Origin of the sequence: Tenacibaculum xiamenense (assembly GCF_964513065.1) — a bacterium.
Lineage (GTDB): Bacteria > Bacteroidota > Bacteroidia > Flavobacteriales > Flavobacteriaceae > Polaribacter > Polaribacter xiamenense.
In genome coordinates this window covers 33,210-50,627 of the sequence record NZ_CAZEQU010000038.1, presented here as the reverse complement: position 1 = coordinate 50,627, position 17,418 = coordinate 33,210, and the positions used below count along the sequence as shown (strand labels likewise).

General features: G+C 31.9%; 19 protein-coding genes. 11 read left to right on the top strand and 8 right to left on the bottom strand.

The window, feature by feature from the left end:
* Window positions 1-138: 138 nt before the first annotated feature.
* The 6 genes from ACKTTV_RS17260 to ACKTTV_RS17235 all read left to right on the top strand — a co-directional run bounded on the left by ACKTTV_RS17260 (window position 139) and on the right by ACKTTV_RS17235 (window position 6,361).
* The gene (locus tag ACKTTV_RS17260; protein WP_408032118.1) at window positions 139-1,128 is read left to right on the top strand and encodes a sugar phosphate isomerase/epimerase family protein; all 990 of its coding nucleotides are present in this window, start codon (window positions 139-141) and stop codon (window positions 1,126-1,128) included.
* Between the two features lie 7 nt (window positions 1,129-1,135).
* Window positions 1,136-2,365: a nucleoside permease gene (locus ACKTTV_RS17255; RefSeq protein WP_408032117.1), complete on the top strand. Its 1,230-nt coding sequence runs from the start codon at window positions 1,136-1,138 to the stop codon at window positions 2,363-2,365.
* A gap of 8 nt (window positions 2,366-2,373) precedes the next feature.
* Window positions 2,374-3,510: a Gfo/Idh/MocA family protein gene (locus ACKTTV_RS17250; RefSeq protein WP_408032116.1), complete on the top strand. Its 1,137-nt coding sequence runs from the start codon at window positions 2,374-2,376 to the stop codon at window positions 3,508-3,510.
* 194 nt (window positions 3,511-3,704) lie between these two features.
* A complete protein-coding gene (locus ACKTTV_RS17245; RefSeq protein WP_408032115.1) occupies window positions 3,705-4,757 on the top strand; it encodes a sugar phosphate isomerase/epimerase family protein in 1,053 nt (350 codons plus the stop codon).
* A 44-nt stretch (window positions 4,758-4,801) separates the two neighbouring features.
* A complete protein-coding gene (locus ACKTTV_RS17240) occupies window positions 4,802-5,542 on the top strand; it encodes a class I SAM-dependent DNA methyltransferase (RefSeq protein ID WP_408032114.1) in 741 nt (246 codons plus the stop codon).
* 15 nt (window positions 5,543-5,557) lie between these two features.
* Entirely contained in the window at window positions 5,558-6,361 is an 804-nt protein-coding gene (locus ACKTTV_RS17235) for a 3-keto-disaccharide hydrolase (protein ID WP_408032113.1), read from the top strand.
* A gap of 65 nt (window positions 6,362-6,426) precedes the next feature.
* Here the strand turns inward: ACKTTV_RS17235 and ACKTTV_RS17230 are convergent, their stop codons facing one another.
* The 7 genes from ACKTTV_RS17230 to ACKTTV_RS17200 all read right to left on the bottom strand — a co-directional run bounded on the left by ACKTTV_RS17230 (window position 6,427) and on the right by ACKTTV_RS17200 (window position 11,195).
* Window positions 6,427-7,101 (bottom strand): NAD(P)H-dependent oxidoreductase, encoded by a 675-nt coding sequence (locus ACKTTV_RS17230; protein ID WP_408032112.1) that lies wholly within the window; start codon window positions 7,099-7,101, stop codon window positions 6,427-6,429.
* Window positions 7,102-7,212: 111 nt separating this feature from the next.
* Window positions 7,213-7,503 (bottom strand): hypothetical protein, encoded by a 291-nt coding sequence (locus tag ACKTTV_RS17225; RefSeq protein ID WP_408032111.1) that lies wholly within the window; start codon window positions 7,501-7,503, stop codon window positions 7,213-7,215.
* Window positions 7,490-8,035, bottom strand: coding sequence for a hypothetical protein (locus ACKTTV_RS17220; RefSeq protein WP_408032110.1), 546 nt, complete (start codon window positions 8,033-8,035; stop codon window positions 7,490-7,492). Before ACKTTV_RS17220 ends, ACKTTV_RS17225 begins: the two co-directional genes overlap by 14 nt.
* A 56-nt stretch (window positions 8,036-8,091) precedes the next feature.
* On the bottom strand, window positions 8,092-8,853 hold the full coding sequence (locus ACKTTV_RS17215) for a hypothetical protein (RefSeq protein WP_408032109.1): 762 nt from the start codon (window positions 8,851-8,853) through the stop codon (window positions 8,092-8,094).
* Window positions 8,854-8,925: 72 nt separating this feature from the next.
* Window positions 8,926-9,903, bottom strand: coding sequence for a D-cysteine desulfhydrase family protein (locus ACKTTV_RS17210; RefSeq protein ID WP_408032108.1), 978 nt, complete (start codon window positions 9,901-9,903; stop codon window positions 8,926-8,928).
* 65 nt (window positions 9,904-9,968) lie between these two features.
* The gene (locus ACKTTV_RS17205) at window positions 9,969-10,508 is read right to left on the bottom strand and encodes a dihydrofolate reductase family protein (RefSeq protein WP_408032107.1); all 540 of its coding nucleotides are present in this window, start codon (window positions 10,506-10,508) and stop codon (window positions 9,969-9,971) included.
* Between the two features lie 3 nt (window positions 10,509-10,511).
* Window positions 10,512-11,195: a DUF6058 family natural product biosynthesis protein gene (locus tag ACKTTV_RS17200; protein ID WP_408032106.1), complete on the bottom strand. Its 684-nt coding sequence runs from the start codon at window positions 11,193-11,195 to the stop codon at window positions 10,512-10,514.
* A gap of 197 nt (window positions 11,196-11,392) precedes the next feature.
* On the opposite strand from ACKTTV_RS17200, the gene ACKTTV_RS17195 reads away from it, so the two are divergent.
* The 5 genes from ACKTTV_RS17195 (at window position 11,393) to ACKTTV_RS17175 (ending at window position 16,416) form a co-directional block, all read left to right on the top strand.
* Complete coding sequence (locus ACKTTV_RS17195; protein ID WP_408032105.1) at window positions 11,393-11,608, top strand: hypothetical protein; 216 nt, start codon at window positions 11,393-11,395, stop codon at window positions 11,606-11,608.
* A gap of 55 nt (window positions 11,609-11,663) precedes the next feature.
* Window positions 11,664-12,752, top strand: a complete 1,089-nt coding sequence (locus tag ACKTTV_RS17190) for a hypothetical protein (RefSeq protein WP_408032104.1) — start codon at window positions 11,664-11,666, stop codon at window positions 12,750-12,752.
* Between the two features lie 168 nt (window positions 12,753-12,920).
* Window positions 12,921-14,969 (top strand): histidine kinase, encoded by a 2,049-nt coding sequence (locus ACKTTV_RS17185; protein ID WP_408032103.1) that lies wholly within the window; start codon window positions 12,921-12,923, stop codon window positions 14,967-14,969.
* A 60-nt stretch (window positions 14,970-15,029) separates the two neighbouring features.
* Entirely contained in the window at window positions 15,030-15,779 is a 750-nt protein-coding gene (locus ACKTTV_RS17180) for a LytR/AlgR family response regulator transcription factor (RefSeq protein WP_408032102.1), read from the top strand.
* A 73-nt stretch (window positions 15,780-15,852) separates the two neighbouring features.
* Window positions 15,853-16,416: a YqgE/AlgH family protein gene (locus ACKTTV_RS17175; protein WP_408032101.1), complete on the top strand. Its 564-nt coding sequence runs from the start codon at window positions 15,853-15,855 to the stop codon at window positions 16,414-16,416.
* Window positions 16,417-16,419: 3 nt separating this feature from the next.
* Here ACKTTV_RS17175 and ACKTTV_RS17170 read toward each other — a convergent pair whose 3' ends face one another.
* Window positions 16,420-17,256, bottom strand: coding sequence for an aminotransferase class IV (locus ACKTTV_RS17170; protein WP_408032100.1), 837 nt, complete (start codon window positions 17,254-17,256; stop codon window positions 16,420-16,422).
* Between the last annotated feature and the right edge of the window lie 162 nt (window positions 17,257-17,418).

The window sequence follows — 17,418 nt, the reverse complement described above, 5'->3', positions numbered from 1 at the left end:
TAATACTCAGATTCTTAACATAAAAAGTGCGAAAAGTAGAGCGAAAACGTTTTCTGAAACCAAATCAATCAGTTTTTTACTTATTTACAACAATACACCTCTAAAATTAATACATTTAATAAATCTTTAACTTAAAAAATGAAATATTCACAACCTAAAAAAATAGTAATTTTGGTTATGTTACTGTTGTGTGTAGCATATTCATGTAAAAAAGATGTTCAGAAAACAAAGCAAACTGAATCACCAATTATTGAAACTAAAAAAGTCGATTATAAACTTTCTTTGGCTCAATGGTCGCTTCATAAAGGAATTTTTGATGGCTCCATAGATCCAATGAACTTTGCTGAAGATGCAAAGAATTTAGGCTTTGAAGGATTAGAGTACGTAAGTCAATTATATGTATCTGAGGATGTCAATTATCCTTATAAAGAGAAGGGACTCGATGCTATTTTAAAAGAATTAAAAAAGAGAAGTGATAGTTTGGGTATGAAAAACCTCATTATCATGATTGACCGAGAAGGTGACTTATCTTTCTCTGACGAAGAGTTGACAAATAAAGCGATTGAAAATCATAAAAAATGGATTGATGCTGCTCAGTTTTTAGGGTGTCATTCTATCAGAATCAACTTGTTTGGCGAAGATGATGAGCAACTCTGGGTAAAAAACTCAGTTCGGTCATTAAAGAAGCTTGTTGAGTATTCAAAACCAAAAAATGTTGCTATTTTAGTAGAAAACCACGGAGGTAACTCAAGTAAAGCCAACCTCTTAGCTGAAGTTATGAAACAAGTTAACTCCGATTATTGTGGTACTTTACCAGATTTTGGAAACTTCTGTACAAAAAGAGAAGGAAATGCTCGTTGGGCTGCTCCTTGTGTTGAAGAATACGACATCTACAAAGGAATTGAAGAACTAATGCCATATGCTAAAGGGGTTTCTGCTAAATCCTATGCTTTTGATGAAACTGGAAATGAAACGAAAATAGATTATCAGAAAATGTTTCAAATTGTTGAAAAATCCAATTTCGAGGGATTTGTTGGGGTTGAATATGAGGGAAGCACAGATTATAAGAAAGGGATCCTGAAAACCAAAGAGCTCGTAAAAACATGTATAAACAACCTTAATAACTAAATAAAACATGAAGTCTTTAACCTATACAAAACTATCCTTTATGATGTTTCTCGAATTTTTTATTTGGGGAGGATGGTTTGTTACTCTTGGTGCATTTATGGGAAATAACTTAAATGCCTCAGGTGCTGAAACCGCAATGGCCTACTCTACTCAATCATGGGGAGCAATAGTTGCTCCATTTATCATTGGACTTATTGCTGATAGATATTTCAATGCTGAAAAAATACTCGGTGTATTACATTTAATAGGTGCCACACTAATGTATATTATGTCGCAAGCCACAAGCTTTGATTCTTTTTATCCTTATGTTTTAGGATATATGATTGCCTATATGCCCACTTTAGCTTTGGTAAATTCGGTAGCTTTTAATCAAATGGATGATCCTTCTAAACAGTTTCCATTAGTAAGAGTTTTTGGTACTGTGGGATGGATTGTAGCAGGCTGGATTATCAGTTTGGCTTTTAAATGGGATGCTATTGAAAATATTCAACAAGGAATGCTTTCGAATACTTTTACGATGGTTGCTATTGCTTCATTTATTCTAGGTGTATTTAGTTTTACACTTCCGAAAACACCTCCTTCAAATAAAAATGAAAAAGTAACTGTTTCGGATATCTTAGGTTTGGACGCCTTGAAATTATTGAAAGATAGAAACTTCTTAGTGTTTTTTATTTCATCTGTGTTGATTTGTATTCCTTTAGCGTTTTATTATCAAAACATTAGTCCTTATTTAACAGAACTTAAGGTAGAAAACTCTACAGCATGGGCATCTATGGGACAAATGTCAGAAGTTGCTTTTATGCTATTACTCCCATTCTTCTTTAAAAAATATGGTTTCAAAAAAACGATTCTATTTGGAATGCTTGCATGGGGAATTCGTTATTTACTATTCGCTTATGGAAACTCAGGAGATCTATTCTTTATGATTGCAATAGGAATCGCTCTGCATGGTATTTGTTATGACTTCTTTTTTGTATCGGGTCAAATTTACACGGATTCTAAAGCTGGTGAAAAAGTTAAAAGTGCTGCTCAAGGATTAATAACATTAGCTACCTATGGTGTTGGAATGCTAGTTGGTTTTTGGGTAGCTGGACAAATTGTAGATCAAAATGTTTTAACCGAAAACGGTACTCACAATTGGCAAAGTATATGGACCTTCCCTGCAATTTTTGCTGTGGTAGTTTTATTCATTTTTGCGGTACTGTTTAAAAACGAAAATGTAGAATATAAAGCTTAATAACTAGAATGAGTTCTAAAATAAGATTAGGAATTTTAGGTGGTGGAAGTAATTCTTTAATCGGTGTTGTTCACCGTATTGCTTCTTCAATGTTTGATAAGTATCAACTTGTTGGTGGTATTTTTAATTCTAACCACAAAGACAATCTCGGTTTTGCTAAAAGTATCGGACTCCCTTCGAACAGAGTCTATAGTGATCTTGACATTTTGGTTACGGAAGAATTAAAACTTTCCAAGGAAAAAAGAATCCAAGTGGTTTCAGTTTTAACGCCAAACTTTTTGCATTATAGTATGGCGAAAAAATTAATCGAAAATGGTTTTCATGTTATTTGTGAAAAACCCTTAACTACCACTTATGCCGAAGCTAAAGATTTATTCAATGCCGCGGAAAAAGCCAACATTATTTTTGCTGTGACGTATACCTATACCGGATACCCGATGGTGAGGCAAATGCGTGAAATGATTTTAAACGGTGTTATTGGAAAAGTACAGAAAATCGATGCTCAATATTACCAAGGGTGGATAAATCCGATCATTCATGATGTTGAAAAGCGAAAAAACACTTGGCGTCTTAATCCTGAAAAATCAGGTATTAGTTGTTGTATTGGAGATATTGGAACTCATGCCTTTAATATGTTAGAATATGTTTCTGGGGTAACCATTGAAAGTATTCTTGCTGATCTAAATCATGTCTATGAAGATAATGTGATGGATATTGATGGAACGGTTTTATTGAGAGGTACGAACAAGGTTAAAGGAGTTATTTGTGCTAGTCAAATAGCCACAGGCGAAGAGAATGATTTTCAAGTTAAGATATATGGAGATAAAGCTGGACTAAAATGGGAGCAAGAAAATCCAAATTACCTCTATTTAATGGAAGAAGGAAAACCTATTCAAACCTTAAAACCGGGACATGAATATAACAGTGCTATCTCCTTAGATGGAACCAAACTTCCTCCTGGGCACCCAGAAGGTATTTTTGATGCTATGGGTAATATTTATAAAGGTGTTGCTAGAGCTATCAATAATGAAGAGTATAATGTTGGAGAATTCCCTAATCTTTTGGAAGGTTTACGAGGAATGAACTTTATTGAAAAATCCGTCGAATCTCATAAAAGAGGGAATGTTTGGGTTTCAATTGAATAAAGACCTCAACTATTTCAAGGGGTTTAAACCCCTTGGCATAATACCATCTCCAATTTTATAACATTGAAAATCAAAGACTCAAAAATTTAACTAACAATGAAACCTACATGCTAAAAATAATTATTAACATAGGAATAGTTATTTTTAATATCAAAGGTTACATGTGACCATTCTAAAACTATAACAATAGACACATGAAAACAATAAAGGGACCAGCTGTTTTCCTAGCTCAATTCATTGATGACAAGGCTCCATTTAATTCTTTAGATGGACTTTGTAAATGGGCTAGCGATTTGGGATATAAAGGAATTCAAATTCCTACTTGGGAACAACGCTTAATCGATTTGGACAAGGCAGCTGAAAGCAAGACCTATTGCGATGAACTAAAAGATAAAGTAGCTTCATACGGACTCGAAATTACCGAATTATCAACGCATCTTCAAGGCCAGCTGGTTGCAGTTCATTCTGCTTATGATGTTATGTTCGACAATTTTGCTCCAGATCATTTAAAAAACAATCCAAAAGAACGAACTGAATGGGCCAAACAACAAGTTAAAAATGCAGGAACCGCAAGTATGCATTTGGGACTAAATGCCCACGCCACGTTCTCAGGTGCTTTACTTTGGCATACTATGCATCCATGGCCTCAACGTCCAAATGGTTTAGTAGAAATGGGATTTAAAGAACTTGCCGATAGATGGCTTCCTATTTTAAATCATTTTGATGAATGCGGCGTTGACGTTTGTTATGAAATTCATCCGGGTGAAGATTTACATGATGGCATTACTTTCGAGCGTTTTTTAGATGCTACTAACAACCATAAAAGAGTAAATATTTTATATGATCCTTCTCACTTTGTATTACAACAATTGGATTATATAGCCTATATCGACCATTATTATGAATTTATTAAATCTTTTCATGTAAAAGATGCTGAATTCAATCCAACAGGAAAGAAAGGTGTATTTGGCGGTTATTCCGATTGGGGCGATAGAGCTGGGCGTTATCGATCTTTAGGTGATGGGCAAATAGATTTTAAAACTATTTTTTCAAAATTAACTCAATATGGCTGTGATGTTTGGGCTGTGATGGAATGGGAATGCTGTATTAAAGATGCTGAACAAGGTGCCAAAGAAGGTGCTAAATTTATAAGTGATCACATTATTCAAGCAACAAAAAAACGTTTCGATGATTTTGCTGGTGACGATATTGATGATGAAAAGCTAAGAAGAATTTTAGATCTATAAATTAAAGAACCTCCAAATTTTAATTTAGTCAAACCGTAAAACCAATGAGTAATTTATATAAAGATTTAGCCCAAGTTTATAATGCGATGTACGCCACATTCATAGACTATAAATCGGAATATGAATTGTACGAAAGCTTTTTGGATAAATACAATAAGAAAAGTCTGCTGGAAATTGGTTGTGGTACAGGTAGTTTATCTCAGTATTTTGTTCAAAACAACTACGAATATTCAGGTTTTGACCTCAGCTCGGATATGCTAAAAATAGCTAAAGAAAAAAATCCAAATACTCCATTTATTCAAGGAGACATGCGTTCTTTTGAACTAGACAAACAAGTAGAGAGTGTACTAATCACAGGTCGTACAATTAGTTATTTAGTAGAAAACAATGATGTGCAGTCTTCTTTTGAATGTATACATCGTTCCTTGGAAAAAGAAGGACTCTTTTGTTTTGATTTTATAGACGCTAACGAGTTTATTCCTTATACAAATAAAACAAACGACATTGTTCATGAAGCGTTCTTTGAGAACATAAAATATGTAAGAAAAAGTACTTGGGTGCCAGAAATTTTAACAAACTGGCATTTACATTGGAATTCCACCTACTATGAAGAAAAACAAGGAAATTTAGTCGAAATTGGGAAAGATTCTGCAAAAGTTAGAGCATTTACAAAAGATGAGATCCTGCTTTTTTTAAACTTAACTAATTTTAAAGTAAACAATATTTTTAAAAGAGAAACATACGCATTTCCAACTTATATGGTTATCGCCGAAAAAGTTATATAATATAAAAACAAACCAATGAAATTTAAGTCAATAAGCTCATTGTTGTTAATCATTGTTTTCATAACCGCTTGTGAAAATAATTCAACAAAGAACACCTCTGAAAAACAAACCACAAAGGTAATCGAAGAAAAGAAAGAACCTACAAAACCCGAAGAGACTGAAATCTGGAAGCCAGTTCCTCCGAAAATTAACTTTAACGAGTTGGGAGTTCCTTCGGATGCCATTGTTTTATTTGATGGAACTAACTTCAATGAATGGATTTCAAGCAGGGACAGTACCGATGTGAAATGGAATTTAAATGATGATGGTAGTATGACGGTTAAAGATAAAACAGGTGATATTCAAACAAAACGTAACTTTGGGAGTGTTCAATTACACATAGAATGGCGTTCCGACCCGAACAATACGCAAACCAATCAGAATAAGAGTAATAGTGGTGTATTTTTACAAAACCGATACGAAGTGCAGGTGTTAGATAATAATAACAATCCTACTTATGTAAACGGACAAGTAGCTTCTATATACAAACAATCAATTCCGCTTGCCATGGCTTCTGTTGAAACAGGAAAATGGAATAGCTACGATATTATATTCCACGCTCCACAATTTAATAAAGACGGAAAAAAAACGAAATCAGGTACCATTACTGTTTTACACAATGGCGTATTAGTGCAAGATCACTTTGAAATTGAAGGGACTACGGAATATATTGGATGGCCGAAAAATAAAGCTCATGGAAAAGCACCAATTAAACTTCAAGACCATCAGGATAATAGTGGTGTAAGTTATCGAAATATTTGGCTTCGTGAATTGGAGTAATATAACTCACTAATAAAAAAATAAACCTCATAGATTTTGAAATCTATGAGGTTTTTATTTTCCCGTTATTTCCAAGTTACAATCTCTTCAATGTTTCTTCTTGATTTTGCTCTTGGTGGATCTTCTTTTCTGTACCCGAAGGCCACCATATATGACAATCCGTACTTTTCTGTGTCAACACCAAACTTCTCACGTAATAAAGCTTCCGTTTGTTCCTGATGGAATCCTTCAATAGGGCAACTATCAATTCCGTTTAAAGGCGCTGCTGTCATCATATTCCCTAAAGCGATATAACACTGTTTTGAAGCCCAGTCGAATAATTTCTTATCGGTATCTAAATCAAAATCTCTTTGCTGGAACTCACGATAAAACTTCGAATACATTTCCACAACATCTTCAGGAAACTGTTTTACCTCCTTCATCATATGCATAATATACTCTGAATCCCATTTTGTTAATGGAGATTTCATGGTTAACCCCAACACGAAATGACTTGCTGTATCTAGTTTCACAGGAGCTCCCCAAGCAACTGGTTTTAATGATTCTCTTAATTCTTTATCTTGAACAACAATAAAATGCCAAGGCTCAAACCCGAAAGAACTTGGTGATAGATTCGCTATTTTTAGAATGAAGTCAATATCCTCTTGACTTAGTTTTTTATCAGCATTAAACTCCTTCGTTGCATGTCTGTAATTGAATGCATTAATAATGTCTTCTTTGGAAATATTTGGTATACTCATTTGTATTTATTTTATACTATATTTTTTATAGTTACAAACTTAAGTACAGTATTTCATTCATGCAATAACGGTCAAAAAGGATAGTATGATTTTCCCTATTAAATAGAATTCCTAAATCTTGAAATTTCTAATAGCGTTTACAATTTCTATCAAAAAAAACACAGACCAATGTATTACAATAAAAAGTCCCGAATAGAATAGTACAACCAAAGAAGCTCCGCCACCAAAATTATCTTCATCCATATAAATAAAAACCATTAGTATCGTATACATCAGATAAAATACTAAATGATATAAATACGTTTTTCTGATTTTTCCAAACTTGTATCCAATCAATATTAATAGGAAAGTAACGATATAACAACCATAAACGAAACAGAAATCTTGACTAGTTGGGATCATTATTTTTTGCTTTGGAACTTAGTTTACTTAATTCTTCTGCTTCAAGAGGATCAAACGCTTTTGTTCTTAAACAATGATAAGTCCATAAAAATTTCTCTTTCATTTTATAAAAAGTATAAGATGCTATTTTCTCAGATGATGCATAGATTAGATATTCTTTACCAACAACAAACCAAGGATAACCACAAGATGAGCTATTACTATGAGTGTATATCGTAATAATTTCAGGTTTCGAATTCCCTTTAAACCCCTTAATCAATTCAAGTTCAACTTTATAAATATCGTTTCTCTCAATTCTTTTTAATTCCCATTCATGCGAATTGTTACCACCATTTTTCAGAGAGTCTATTTCAGACTCCTTCATCAAGCTTTTCAAAGAGATCTTTGTCTTTTTTAAAACCCTTGCATGAACTATACTATGAATAAATTTGGATTTATAAGATTCTTTTACAGTTTTTTCTCTTTTACAGAAACAAGAGTATACATCATGAACCTGTAGAATAATTAGAAAAAAAAGAACTAATGTTTTCATTTAAATCGAGTTATTTTTTTGAATATTTAACATACATTAACCTCAACACTAACTTTTTACTTCAATTTGTTTTCATTTAAATCATCAAACTTAGGATTGTAATGAATATGTTCTTTTGCATCACTAACGAGTAAATTAAATCGCTGTAAATTTTTCAATGGGGTTACAAGTCTATAATAACTATCATCGTCAAAACTTCCCGTTTCTGAAAATTCAAAAGAACATATAAAAGGATATTGAGTCTTTTTTATAGATAAAAATCTTTTTAAATCAGGGCTTTTCATTGCAATTGTTTTTAACTCCAGAACAACTTCATCTTTACTAAGTTTTATCACTTTAGAAATAACATCAGCATCTGCTTCAATAGCATAATAATTAACTGATTTATTGGTTATTCTAAATCTCCAATCTATGGAGTTAGCAGGATTGTATGCTACAAAACTCTTATTTAATGAGTGGATTAATATCCAATCTCTTGGGATCCCCCCCAATTCAAAACGCTTAAAGTTATTTTCTTTGTTAATTTTTTCAGTATAATATTTGACAGCTTCTTTATCGAACTCGTTAGGCTTCCAATTCAATATCTCATTATAATATTTTGAATTTTTAGTAGTATCAATAAACAATTGGTGTCTATTAAAATCTAAAAATTTCGGATTATTATATTCAATAATCGTATCTATATCTTCATGATGATGTGTTCTCTTTGGAACTAAACCTGTTTTAACCTCTCTTCCTCCATTAATAGGCTTTTTTCTATTACATGAATACAAAAAAAAGAATATAGCAAAGGTCAATAAATAATAATTTTTCATCATTTAAATCTATTCAAATAGTTATTTAATTAACCCAAAAATTCTTCATAAAAACAACTTTAAACATCTGCTTTATCAATTTAACTCCTCCGCATATTTAAAAACAGCTGGCAAACCACCTGTATTCCAAAAAAGGACATTTGCTCCTTTTAGAATATTTTTCTGTCTTAAAACATCTAGCATTCCATAAAAAGCTCTTCCTGTATACACTGGATCTAACAAAATTCCTTCTGTTCTGGCTAATTCATTAATAGCCTCTCGTTCATTATTAGTTACCACACCATAACCATCCTTATCGTATGCTCTGTTTAAAGAAATATCTGACAAGTTTAAATTGGTGTTTACCTGAAGCTTCTCCTCTCCTTCCTTTACAATATCATAAACAACTTCTTCCAATGAAAGTCCATTCGTTTCATCTTTATCAATATTAATTGGAATCAATTCACTACTTAAACCGTAAAGTTCTTTTCCCAAAGTAAGTCCAGCCTGCATACCTCCCGAGCTTGAAGCAAAGAAAATATAATCAATATCCAATTTTTGTTGCTCCAATTGTTCTTTTAATTCCTTTACAGCATTAACAAAACCTAACGCACCTGTTAAATTAGATCCGCCATAAGGAATAACAAAACATTTACGCCCCTCCTTTTCTAGTTTAGCCTTTAAGATCTCTTTATCCTCTCCCTTTCTGTTATCTCCTGTGAAATGTATCGTAGCTCCTAATATCGAAGACAACAATAAATTTCCATCAAATACTTTGGGTTCATCCCCTCCTAAAAGTAAGTGACATTGTAAACCTGCGATACTGCAGGCCGCTGCCGTTTGTCTGCAATGGTTCGACTGCTGAGCTCCGGCAGTAATTACGCTATCACATCCTTCATCAATGGCTTTCTGTATCAAATATTCCAGCTTTCTTGTTTTATTTCCTCCAGAAGCAAGTCCTGTATGGTCATCTCGCTTTATATAAAGGTTATAATCTTCAAATTTATCAGTAAGATTCTTTAGTTTTTGTAGTGGTGTTGGGAAAAACCCTAAATCAAATTTTTTATCTAGCATAATTTTATTTCTTTAAAATAACTAATGAGTTTACTCTAACAGTAGACTTTAAACAACTAATCACCTCATCTTTTTCTTCTATAATGGTTTTGCGATATTGCATTTAAATATTGCTTAGAATCTACTAATTCAAACACCAATTCTTTGGGTAACTCGGTGAATAATGATGTTCCTCCTCCTAAAACAATTGGAATGGTTGTGATAATGAGCTCATCGATTAAATCTTCTCGTAAGAAACTTTGAATCGTTGTACCTCCATCGATATATAAACTCTTAAATCCTTTTTTATGAATTTGATTTAAAACATCTACTAATTCCCCATTTAGCAAAAATACTTTTCCTTTAAGTTTCTCCTCTATCTCCTTCAAACTATTCGTCAAAACAAAAACTGGTTTCTCATAAGGCCATTCGATATCAAAACCGCAAACTGTTTCAAAAGTTTTTCTACCCATAACCAAAGCATCAATATCACTCATAAACTCATTATATCCCATATCATCATTCGATGGGTTCGGTATTGAATGTAGCCAGTCGATTCCCCCTTTATTGTCCGAAATATAGCCATCGATGCTCGTGGCTACAAATACACTATTCTTTACTTTCATCTCTTACTCATATTTCTTTTTCAATTCGTTCAAAGAATTTAACTCAAGCATTTTATCTAAGTATTTACCTCTACTACTTGTTTTTCTCTGATACGGCGCAAACAAATTAGAAACTGCATTAAAATCATCATTTATCTCTTTCAACTCTAGCTTTAATTCTTCGTTCACCGCACCTTCTCCATGAACCTCAATAAAATTTATCAATCGTTTCACTGCAATTTCCTTACGAGCAATTTCCTGAGGTGAGTTATTCAGTGTACAAATTCCATAAATTCCTTGAAGATAATATTGCCACTCTTCCTCAAATGCATCATCTAGCTTCTTTTCATCTATATTTCCATTATCATCAACAATACCTCCATAGGCAAACTTATTTTTATGCTTTTTAAAACTATCAATAAATTGATGTTTAAAGTCCTCCCTAAACTCTACCATATTGTTTAGTCTTCTATTCTTATCAATAAGATCGACAATACTCTTATGATAATATTTCTTAATCTCTGTCAACACTGTTTCATCTCCTAAAGGTGAAGAAATTACATGAGTAGATTTAACCTCATAAGAGTTCTTAGGAATTAATTTGTTTTCTGTTAACTGAGCTAGCTCTTCTTTTGATATTTCGCACTGGCTGCATAAATCGCGCAGCTCAATATAGTTTTCTTCAATATATTCTAAATCTGTTTTCATTATTTGTATTCCTTCAAAATGGTTCAGAAAGGTAGCATTAAAATTAATTTTTCAAGGTAAAAGCAAGTCAATTTTAACATTCTGTATTTTTTATTTCTACTCTATTAACGAATTCTAATTTAATCTTAACGAATTCTAATTCTACCCAAATTACAGTTTAATCCTCTCGTAATTTTGAAGTGTAAAACAAAGAAATCATGAGACTAGAGAGTTATTATTCAATGCTTATAGAAATGTATTTAAACAAATACCCCCAAATTAAACTGCATATTGATGCTAGTGGGAAGGTTGCTAAAACCGAAAAAGAAAGCAATGGAGTTTGGTTGTTAGATAGAAATTTAAAAAACATACTTAACAAGCTTCCTATAACTTTTGAAACCTATAAAAATATAATAGTAACCTTGAAACATTAACGTAAGTAGGTAACCTTATTCGTTAATTTAAATGTTTCAACAAAATTATAAACACATGAAAAGAAGAATCAAAACAATAGCTATAGCAATAGGAATGTTAATGCTTACGGGAAATTTTGTGAGTTGTAAAAAAGGAAAAACAGCAAGAGAAATTTTGCAAAACCAAGATAAAGAATTGGCTATAAGCAATGCTGTTTCTGATAAAAATGTAACCAGAAAACCTGTTGTTTTCGTAACTGGCTATGATAAGAATGAAGCAAGCTTTTACACAGCGGCTATTTCATATTTTGCTAACAAGCAATATCAAATAGTTGAAGGAGCATATTCAATCGAAGAAATTATTGAATGGCTAAACTCAAATGCTTCAGAATATCCTTATGGTGAAATTCATATTGTGAATAATAATCTACCTCAGCTTGGGTTGGATTTGGAAACCACAGTTAACGGGAAAAAATTGAATGATCAAGCACTAAAAGAAACTATGGAAAATGGGGAGATTCCAGCTATGAAAAATGTCTTAAATGAGGATTCTAAAATTATAGTTCACGGAAATGGAATTGCGAAAATGACAGGTTTAATTTCAGACTTAAAAAACACTTTTGAAACCGATAAAACACCACAAATTGTATCCTCTCCATATTTTACCATCTTTGGTGGTGAGTTTACCGACCACTATTTAGCAAAACCTCATTATGTTTTTTATCCAACTGCGAATTCACCTGGTAAGGTTGACTTATCCAAAGAAATTGCTCGTAAATATCCAAATGAAAAAGAAATAGAATGGTTTTCAGCTTTAACTAATGAAAGAGAGCGCTATGTTGGTGAACCTTATACTATCCAATACAATGTACCGATAGAATTTAAGTTTAGTTACAAAAACTCGGATGAAGAAATCCCATATTTTACAATGCAAGAAGAAATTATGGATTTAATTGCTAATGATGAAGATTTGGCTAAAAAAGTAAAAGAAACAAGTATACCAATCGAAAAATTTAGATGGAAATGGAACTTTAAAGATGATGAATTAACTATTAAGGGACTCTCAACGGTATTATGTGTTTTAAAACCAATAATTAAACCTTATGGCGATTTAGAACATGTGAAACCAGATACCTCAAACAAACGTTTATACGCTATGAAATAATTATAAACTGCTATGAAATAGTTAACGGATTAATAGTTGTTTCCGCTATTATTAATAGTTATCAGAAGTAGAATAGAAAATGGTTAAAAGAGGTTTTGTAAATTCTAATGATACTTTGGATAAATTAATAATAGCGGTTTTCTTTTTGAATTTAAGTAAGTTTGCTCTATGAAGTTTTTGTACAGAATTTTTATTTTATTGTTTCTTTTAAATATTGACCTTTTAGTTGCTCAAGAAAACAGCTATGGAAATGCTCATTACGACCCAACTCCAAATGAAAGTCAATTTAATTCGTATAAAAATTACACAAGAAATAATGGTTTATTAAGCAATAGAATAACTTGTATTACTCAAGACAAACTGGGATATCTATGGTTTGGTTCCAATAAAGGGTTAACTAGATTCGACGGAAGCGATTTTAAGAACTTCACTAAAAAAAATGGAATATCGGCCAATTATATTAGTGCTTTAGCTAGTAATAATGATAGCCTTTTTATTGGAAGTCCTAATTCATTTTCTATTCGAAGAAACAATTCGTTTAAATTTATTGAAAACAAAAAAATACTCTGTGTAAGTCCTATTAAAAAAACGGTTTTCATTGGAACTGACAAAGGTATTTACCGACTTGCTGAAGGTTTCTTAGCACCTCTACGAACCAATTTCCAAATAGATTTGAATCAAGTTAATGATATACAATTCGATGGAAAAAACTATTGGATTGCTACCAATAAGGCTCTTTGGAAAATCGATTATTTGAGAAACCCGAAATCAATTAATAGAATTGAAACAGGAAATTTCACCTCAATATTACTTTTAAAAGACAAAACAATTGCCAGTACACTGAATAGTGGTATTAAAATAGTTCATCATAAAAAAGTTTCTACCATTTCTATTTCAACCAGCAACATAAAAGGTATTCGTAAAGTTGGAAATCAATATTGGGCATTTTCAACGAGTGATGGTATCGAAGTTTTAAATAATAATTTTACTTTCAATAGAAAAATAAACAAATACAATACTTTTAAAACCAATGCCATTACTGACATATTTGAAGACTCACAGCATAATATTTGGATAGCCACATTGTACAATGGTGTTTTCAAGTTTAAAGATACTACTAATGGGAAGAACTTTATTCCTTCAATTTCTTTTGAAAATATTGAGGTTTTACACCAACCTATAGATAGTATTAGCTTTAATGGGTATGATAAAGTTTTTGAGTTACCTTCTCATAAAAATCATCTAGCATTTTCTTATAAAGCCGTTGACATAAATAACCCAAAAAACATTGTATATCGATACAAACTTAATGGAGATTATAGCCCGTGGTCAGATAAAAGTTCTGTAAATCTGGCAAATTTACAAGCAGGTGAATATACCTTTAGCGTGCAATCAAAAGTAAGTAATCAACAGGAGAGTGACCCAATCCATTTTCAATTTTATATTGACAAACCTCTTTATCAAAAAGCTTGGTTTAAATGGTTACTCGGAGCTTTCCTTTTATTGATAATAGGATTCTTTATTTTTCTGTATGTAAAAAAACTCCAAGATAAAAACGAAGAAAAAATCAAGCAACTACAAATTGAGAACCATTTGTTAACCTTAGAACAAAAAGCACTGCAACTTCAAATGAATCCTCATTTTGTGTTTAATGTTTTAAACGGGATTAAAGCTCTTGGAAATGCAGGAAAAGTAGATGATCTCAATAAAACTATTTCCAAGTTTTCAAGTCTTTTACGATCTGTTTTGAATACTTCAAGGAAAGATGATGTAAGCTTAGCTGAAGAAATTAAAACTCTGGAAAACTATGTTTCTTTAGAACAACAGATGAGCCACAATCCATTTACTTACACTATTAATACGAAGTTATCACTAGATACAGAAGAGATTATGATTCCTCCAATGTTAGTTCAACCATTTGTAGAAAATAGTATTAAGCATGGTATTAAGTCTATTAAGAATGGAGAGATAACTATTAATTTTTTCGACTACAAAAACTTTCTTCATTGTGAAATTATTGATAATGGCATAGGTATTTTCTACTCGCAAAAAGAAAAAAAGAAAAAAGATCACGCTTCTTTAGCTTTAAAAGTAACAAAAGAAAGAATTAAAAACCTAGGTTCGGAAACTTCTATTAATTTTACAGAATTGAAAGAGAATCGAGAAGTGCTAGGAACGAAAGTTTGGTTCAAAATACCTTTAAAAACGGATTTTTAACTACGAACTCATTCAAAGTCTTAGATCAATTATATAAAAGAAAAACTGAAAAATAATTTTATGAAAAACTTAACCGCTGTTCTTGTTGATGACTATTCACCAGCTTTAGAAATGTTAGAAAATGATCTCACAATCAATCATCCAGAAATTGAAATTATAGCTAAGGCTAAAAGTGTTGTCGAAGCGTCTAAACTATTAAGACAACAAGAACCAGATATTCTTTTCCTTGATATTATGCTTGGAGATGGAACTGGCTTTGATGTACTAGAGATTCATCCTAATTTATCTTCAAAAATTATATTTGTAACAGCTAGTGACGAATACGCTATTAAAGCCTTTAAATTCGCCGCCATCGATTATATTTTAAAACCGTATTCTTCAGAAGACTTAACCAACGCAATTGATAAAGCAAAATCACAAATATCACCGAATAAAGAACAGTTAACTGTACTACAAGATTCTATTTCTTACCCCAACCAACGTCCAAAAAAGATCTCATTAAACTCCTCTGACAAAATAATTGTCGTTAATCTAGACGACATTATGCACTGCAAGTCAGACAATAATTATACTGAATTTTACATGAGTGATAACAAAAAGATTTTAGTTGGTAAGACCTTGAAATACTTTTCTGATATTCTGAAAGAATACAACTTTTTACGCGTACACCAAAGCCATCTCATTAATTTACAGTTCGTTAAAGAATTTATTAAATCCGACGGTGGATATATTGTTCTTCAAAACAATCAAACTATTCCTGTTTCAGTAAGAAAACGAAATGAAGTAATTGAAGTTATACAACGTATTTAATTGAATATATTATATCTTTTATGTTAAAGTTTTATTAATTTTTACTTATCTTGGTGTTTTAAATAAAATTTCTATGCCAGTAAGTATTCTTAAACCAGAAAAAGGGAGATTGCTCATTGCCGAGCCTTCCATTTTGAACGATAGCTCGTTTAAGAGAACTATCGTGCTACTCACCGAACACACTCAAAAGAGTTCAGTGGGCTTTATTATGAATAGGCCGTTACAGTATTCGTTAAACGATTTGGTTCCTGACATTAATTGTGACTTTACTGTTTATCAGGGAGGTCCAGTAGAGCAGGATAACCTATACTTTATTCATAAAATACCAGAGCTTTTGCCCAACAGTATTGAAGTCAATGACGGCATATACTGGGGAGGTAATTTTGAATGTTTAAAAGAACATTTAAATAACAATACCGTGAAACCAAGCGATATTCGCTTTTTTCTAGGTTATTCGGGCTGGGACACCAATCAATTAGATGATGAATTAAAAACTAATTCTTGGTTTGTTTCTCAGAATGTCTATCCAAATATTTTCGCTATTAACAACGAGACTCTTTGGAAAAATCAACTATTAAAACGAGGTGGTGAATACAGGATATGGGCCAATGCTCCAAGTGACGTTCAAATGAACTAAACTTTATACTCCTGTTATACTAAGTACTCTTAAGCTATTTTGCAGTTTTTGTGTAATTTCTTGTGAAAATTTCTTCTTTCGATAATTAGTAACAGACTGAACCCCCACAATAGCATTTGTAATAAATACCTCATCGGCTTTTTGTATTTCAAATGGAGAAATTGATGTTTCTTCTAAAGTATAATCTGGGTTTTTCCCTATGATTTCAATGATTTTCTTTCGAATCACTCCTTTTATACAACCTTCTGTTAACGCAGGTGTTTTAATAACATTACCTTTTACAACGAAAATATTTCCATTGGTTACTTCAACCACTCCTTTATTTTCATTCAGTAAAATACAGTTATCCAAATCATTTTCATCGGCAAAAACTGAAGCTATAGTATTTAGCATTCTATTTGTCGTTTTAACAGTAGATAGTAAACCCGAATAGTTGTAAAAATCTTTGAATAAATCCACAGTATATACTTCTTTTGATTTTACATCAATTGGAGCTACATCAATTAAATAATCGACCTCATTCGTTTTAGGTAAATACAACCCACCATCTTTACGGTAAACGGTTAATCTAGCTCGAAAAGTTCGACTATCAGAAGTAATGGCATTTACTGTTTTTAAGATTTCTTCTTGAAGAAACTCTAAAGTAAATGTCATAGGAATCTTCATGCGCAACATTCGCATTGAAGCCATTAACCTAAAATAATGATCTTCAAAAAAGACAACCTTGTTATTTTGTACTTTAATCGTTTCAAAAACACCATCTCCATATTTGAAAGCTCTGTTTTCATTACTTAAACTCACTTCGTTTGGAGAAATTACCGTTCCGTTTAGATTTATCATTATCAGATTTTTTGGGATTGCAAAATTACTAATTTCATGGAATTTTAGAGATAATTATCTAAATAATTAAAATTAGTCATGTAGAAGTGGAGCCCTTCTAAAAAAGACGAAAGAATAGCACAAAAAAACCCGACAAATATTGTCGGGTTTGTTATTTTAAAT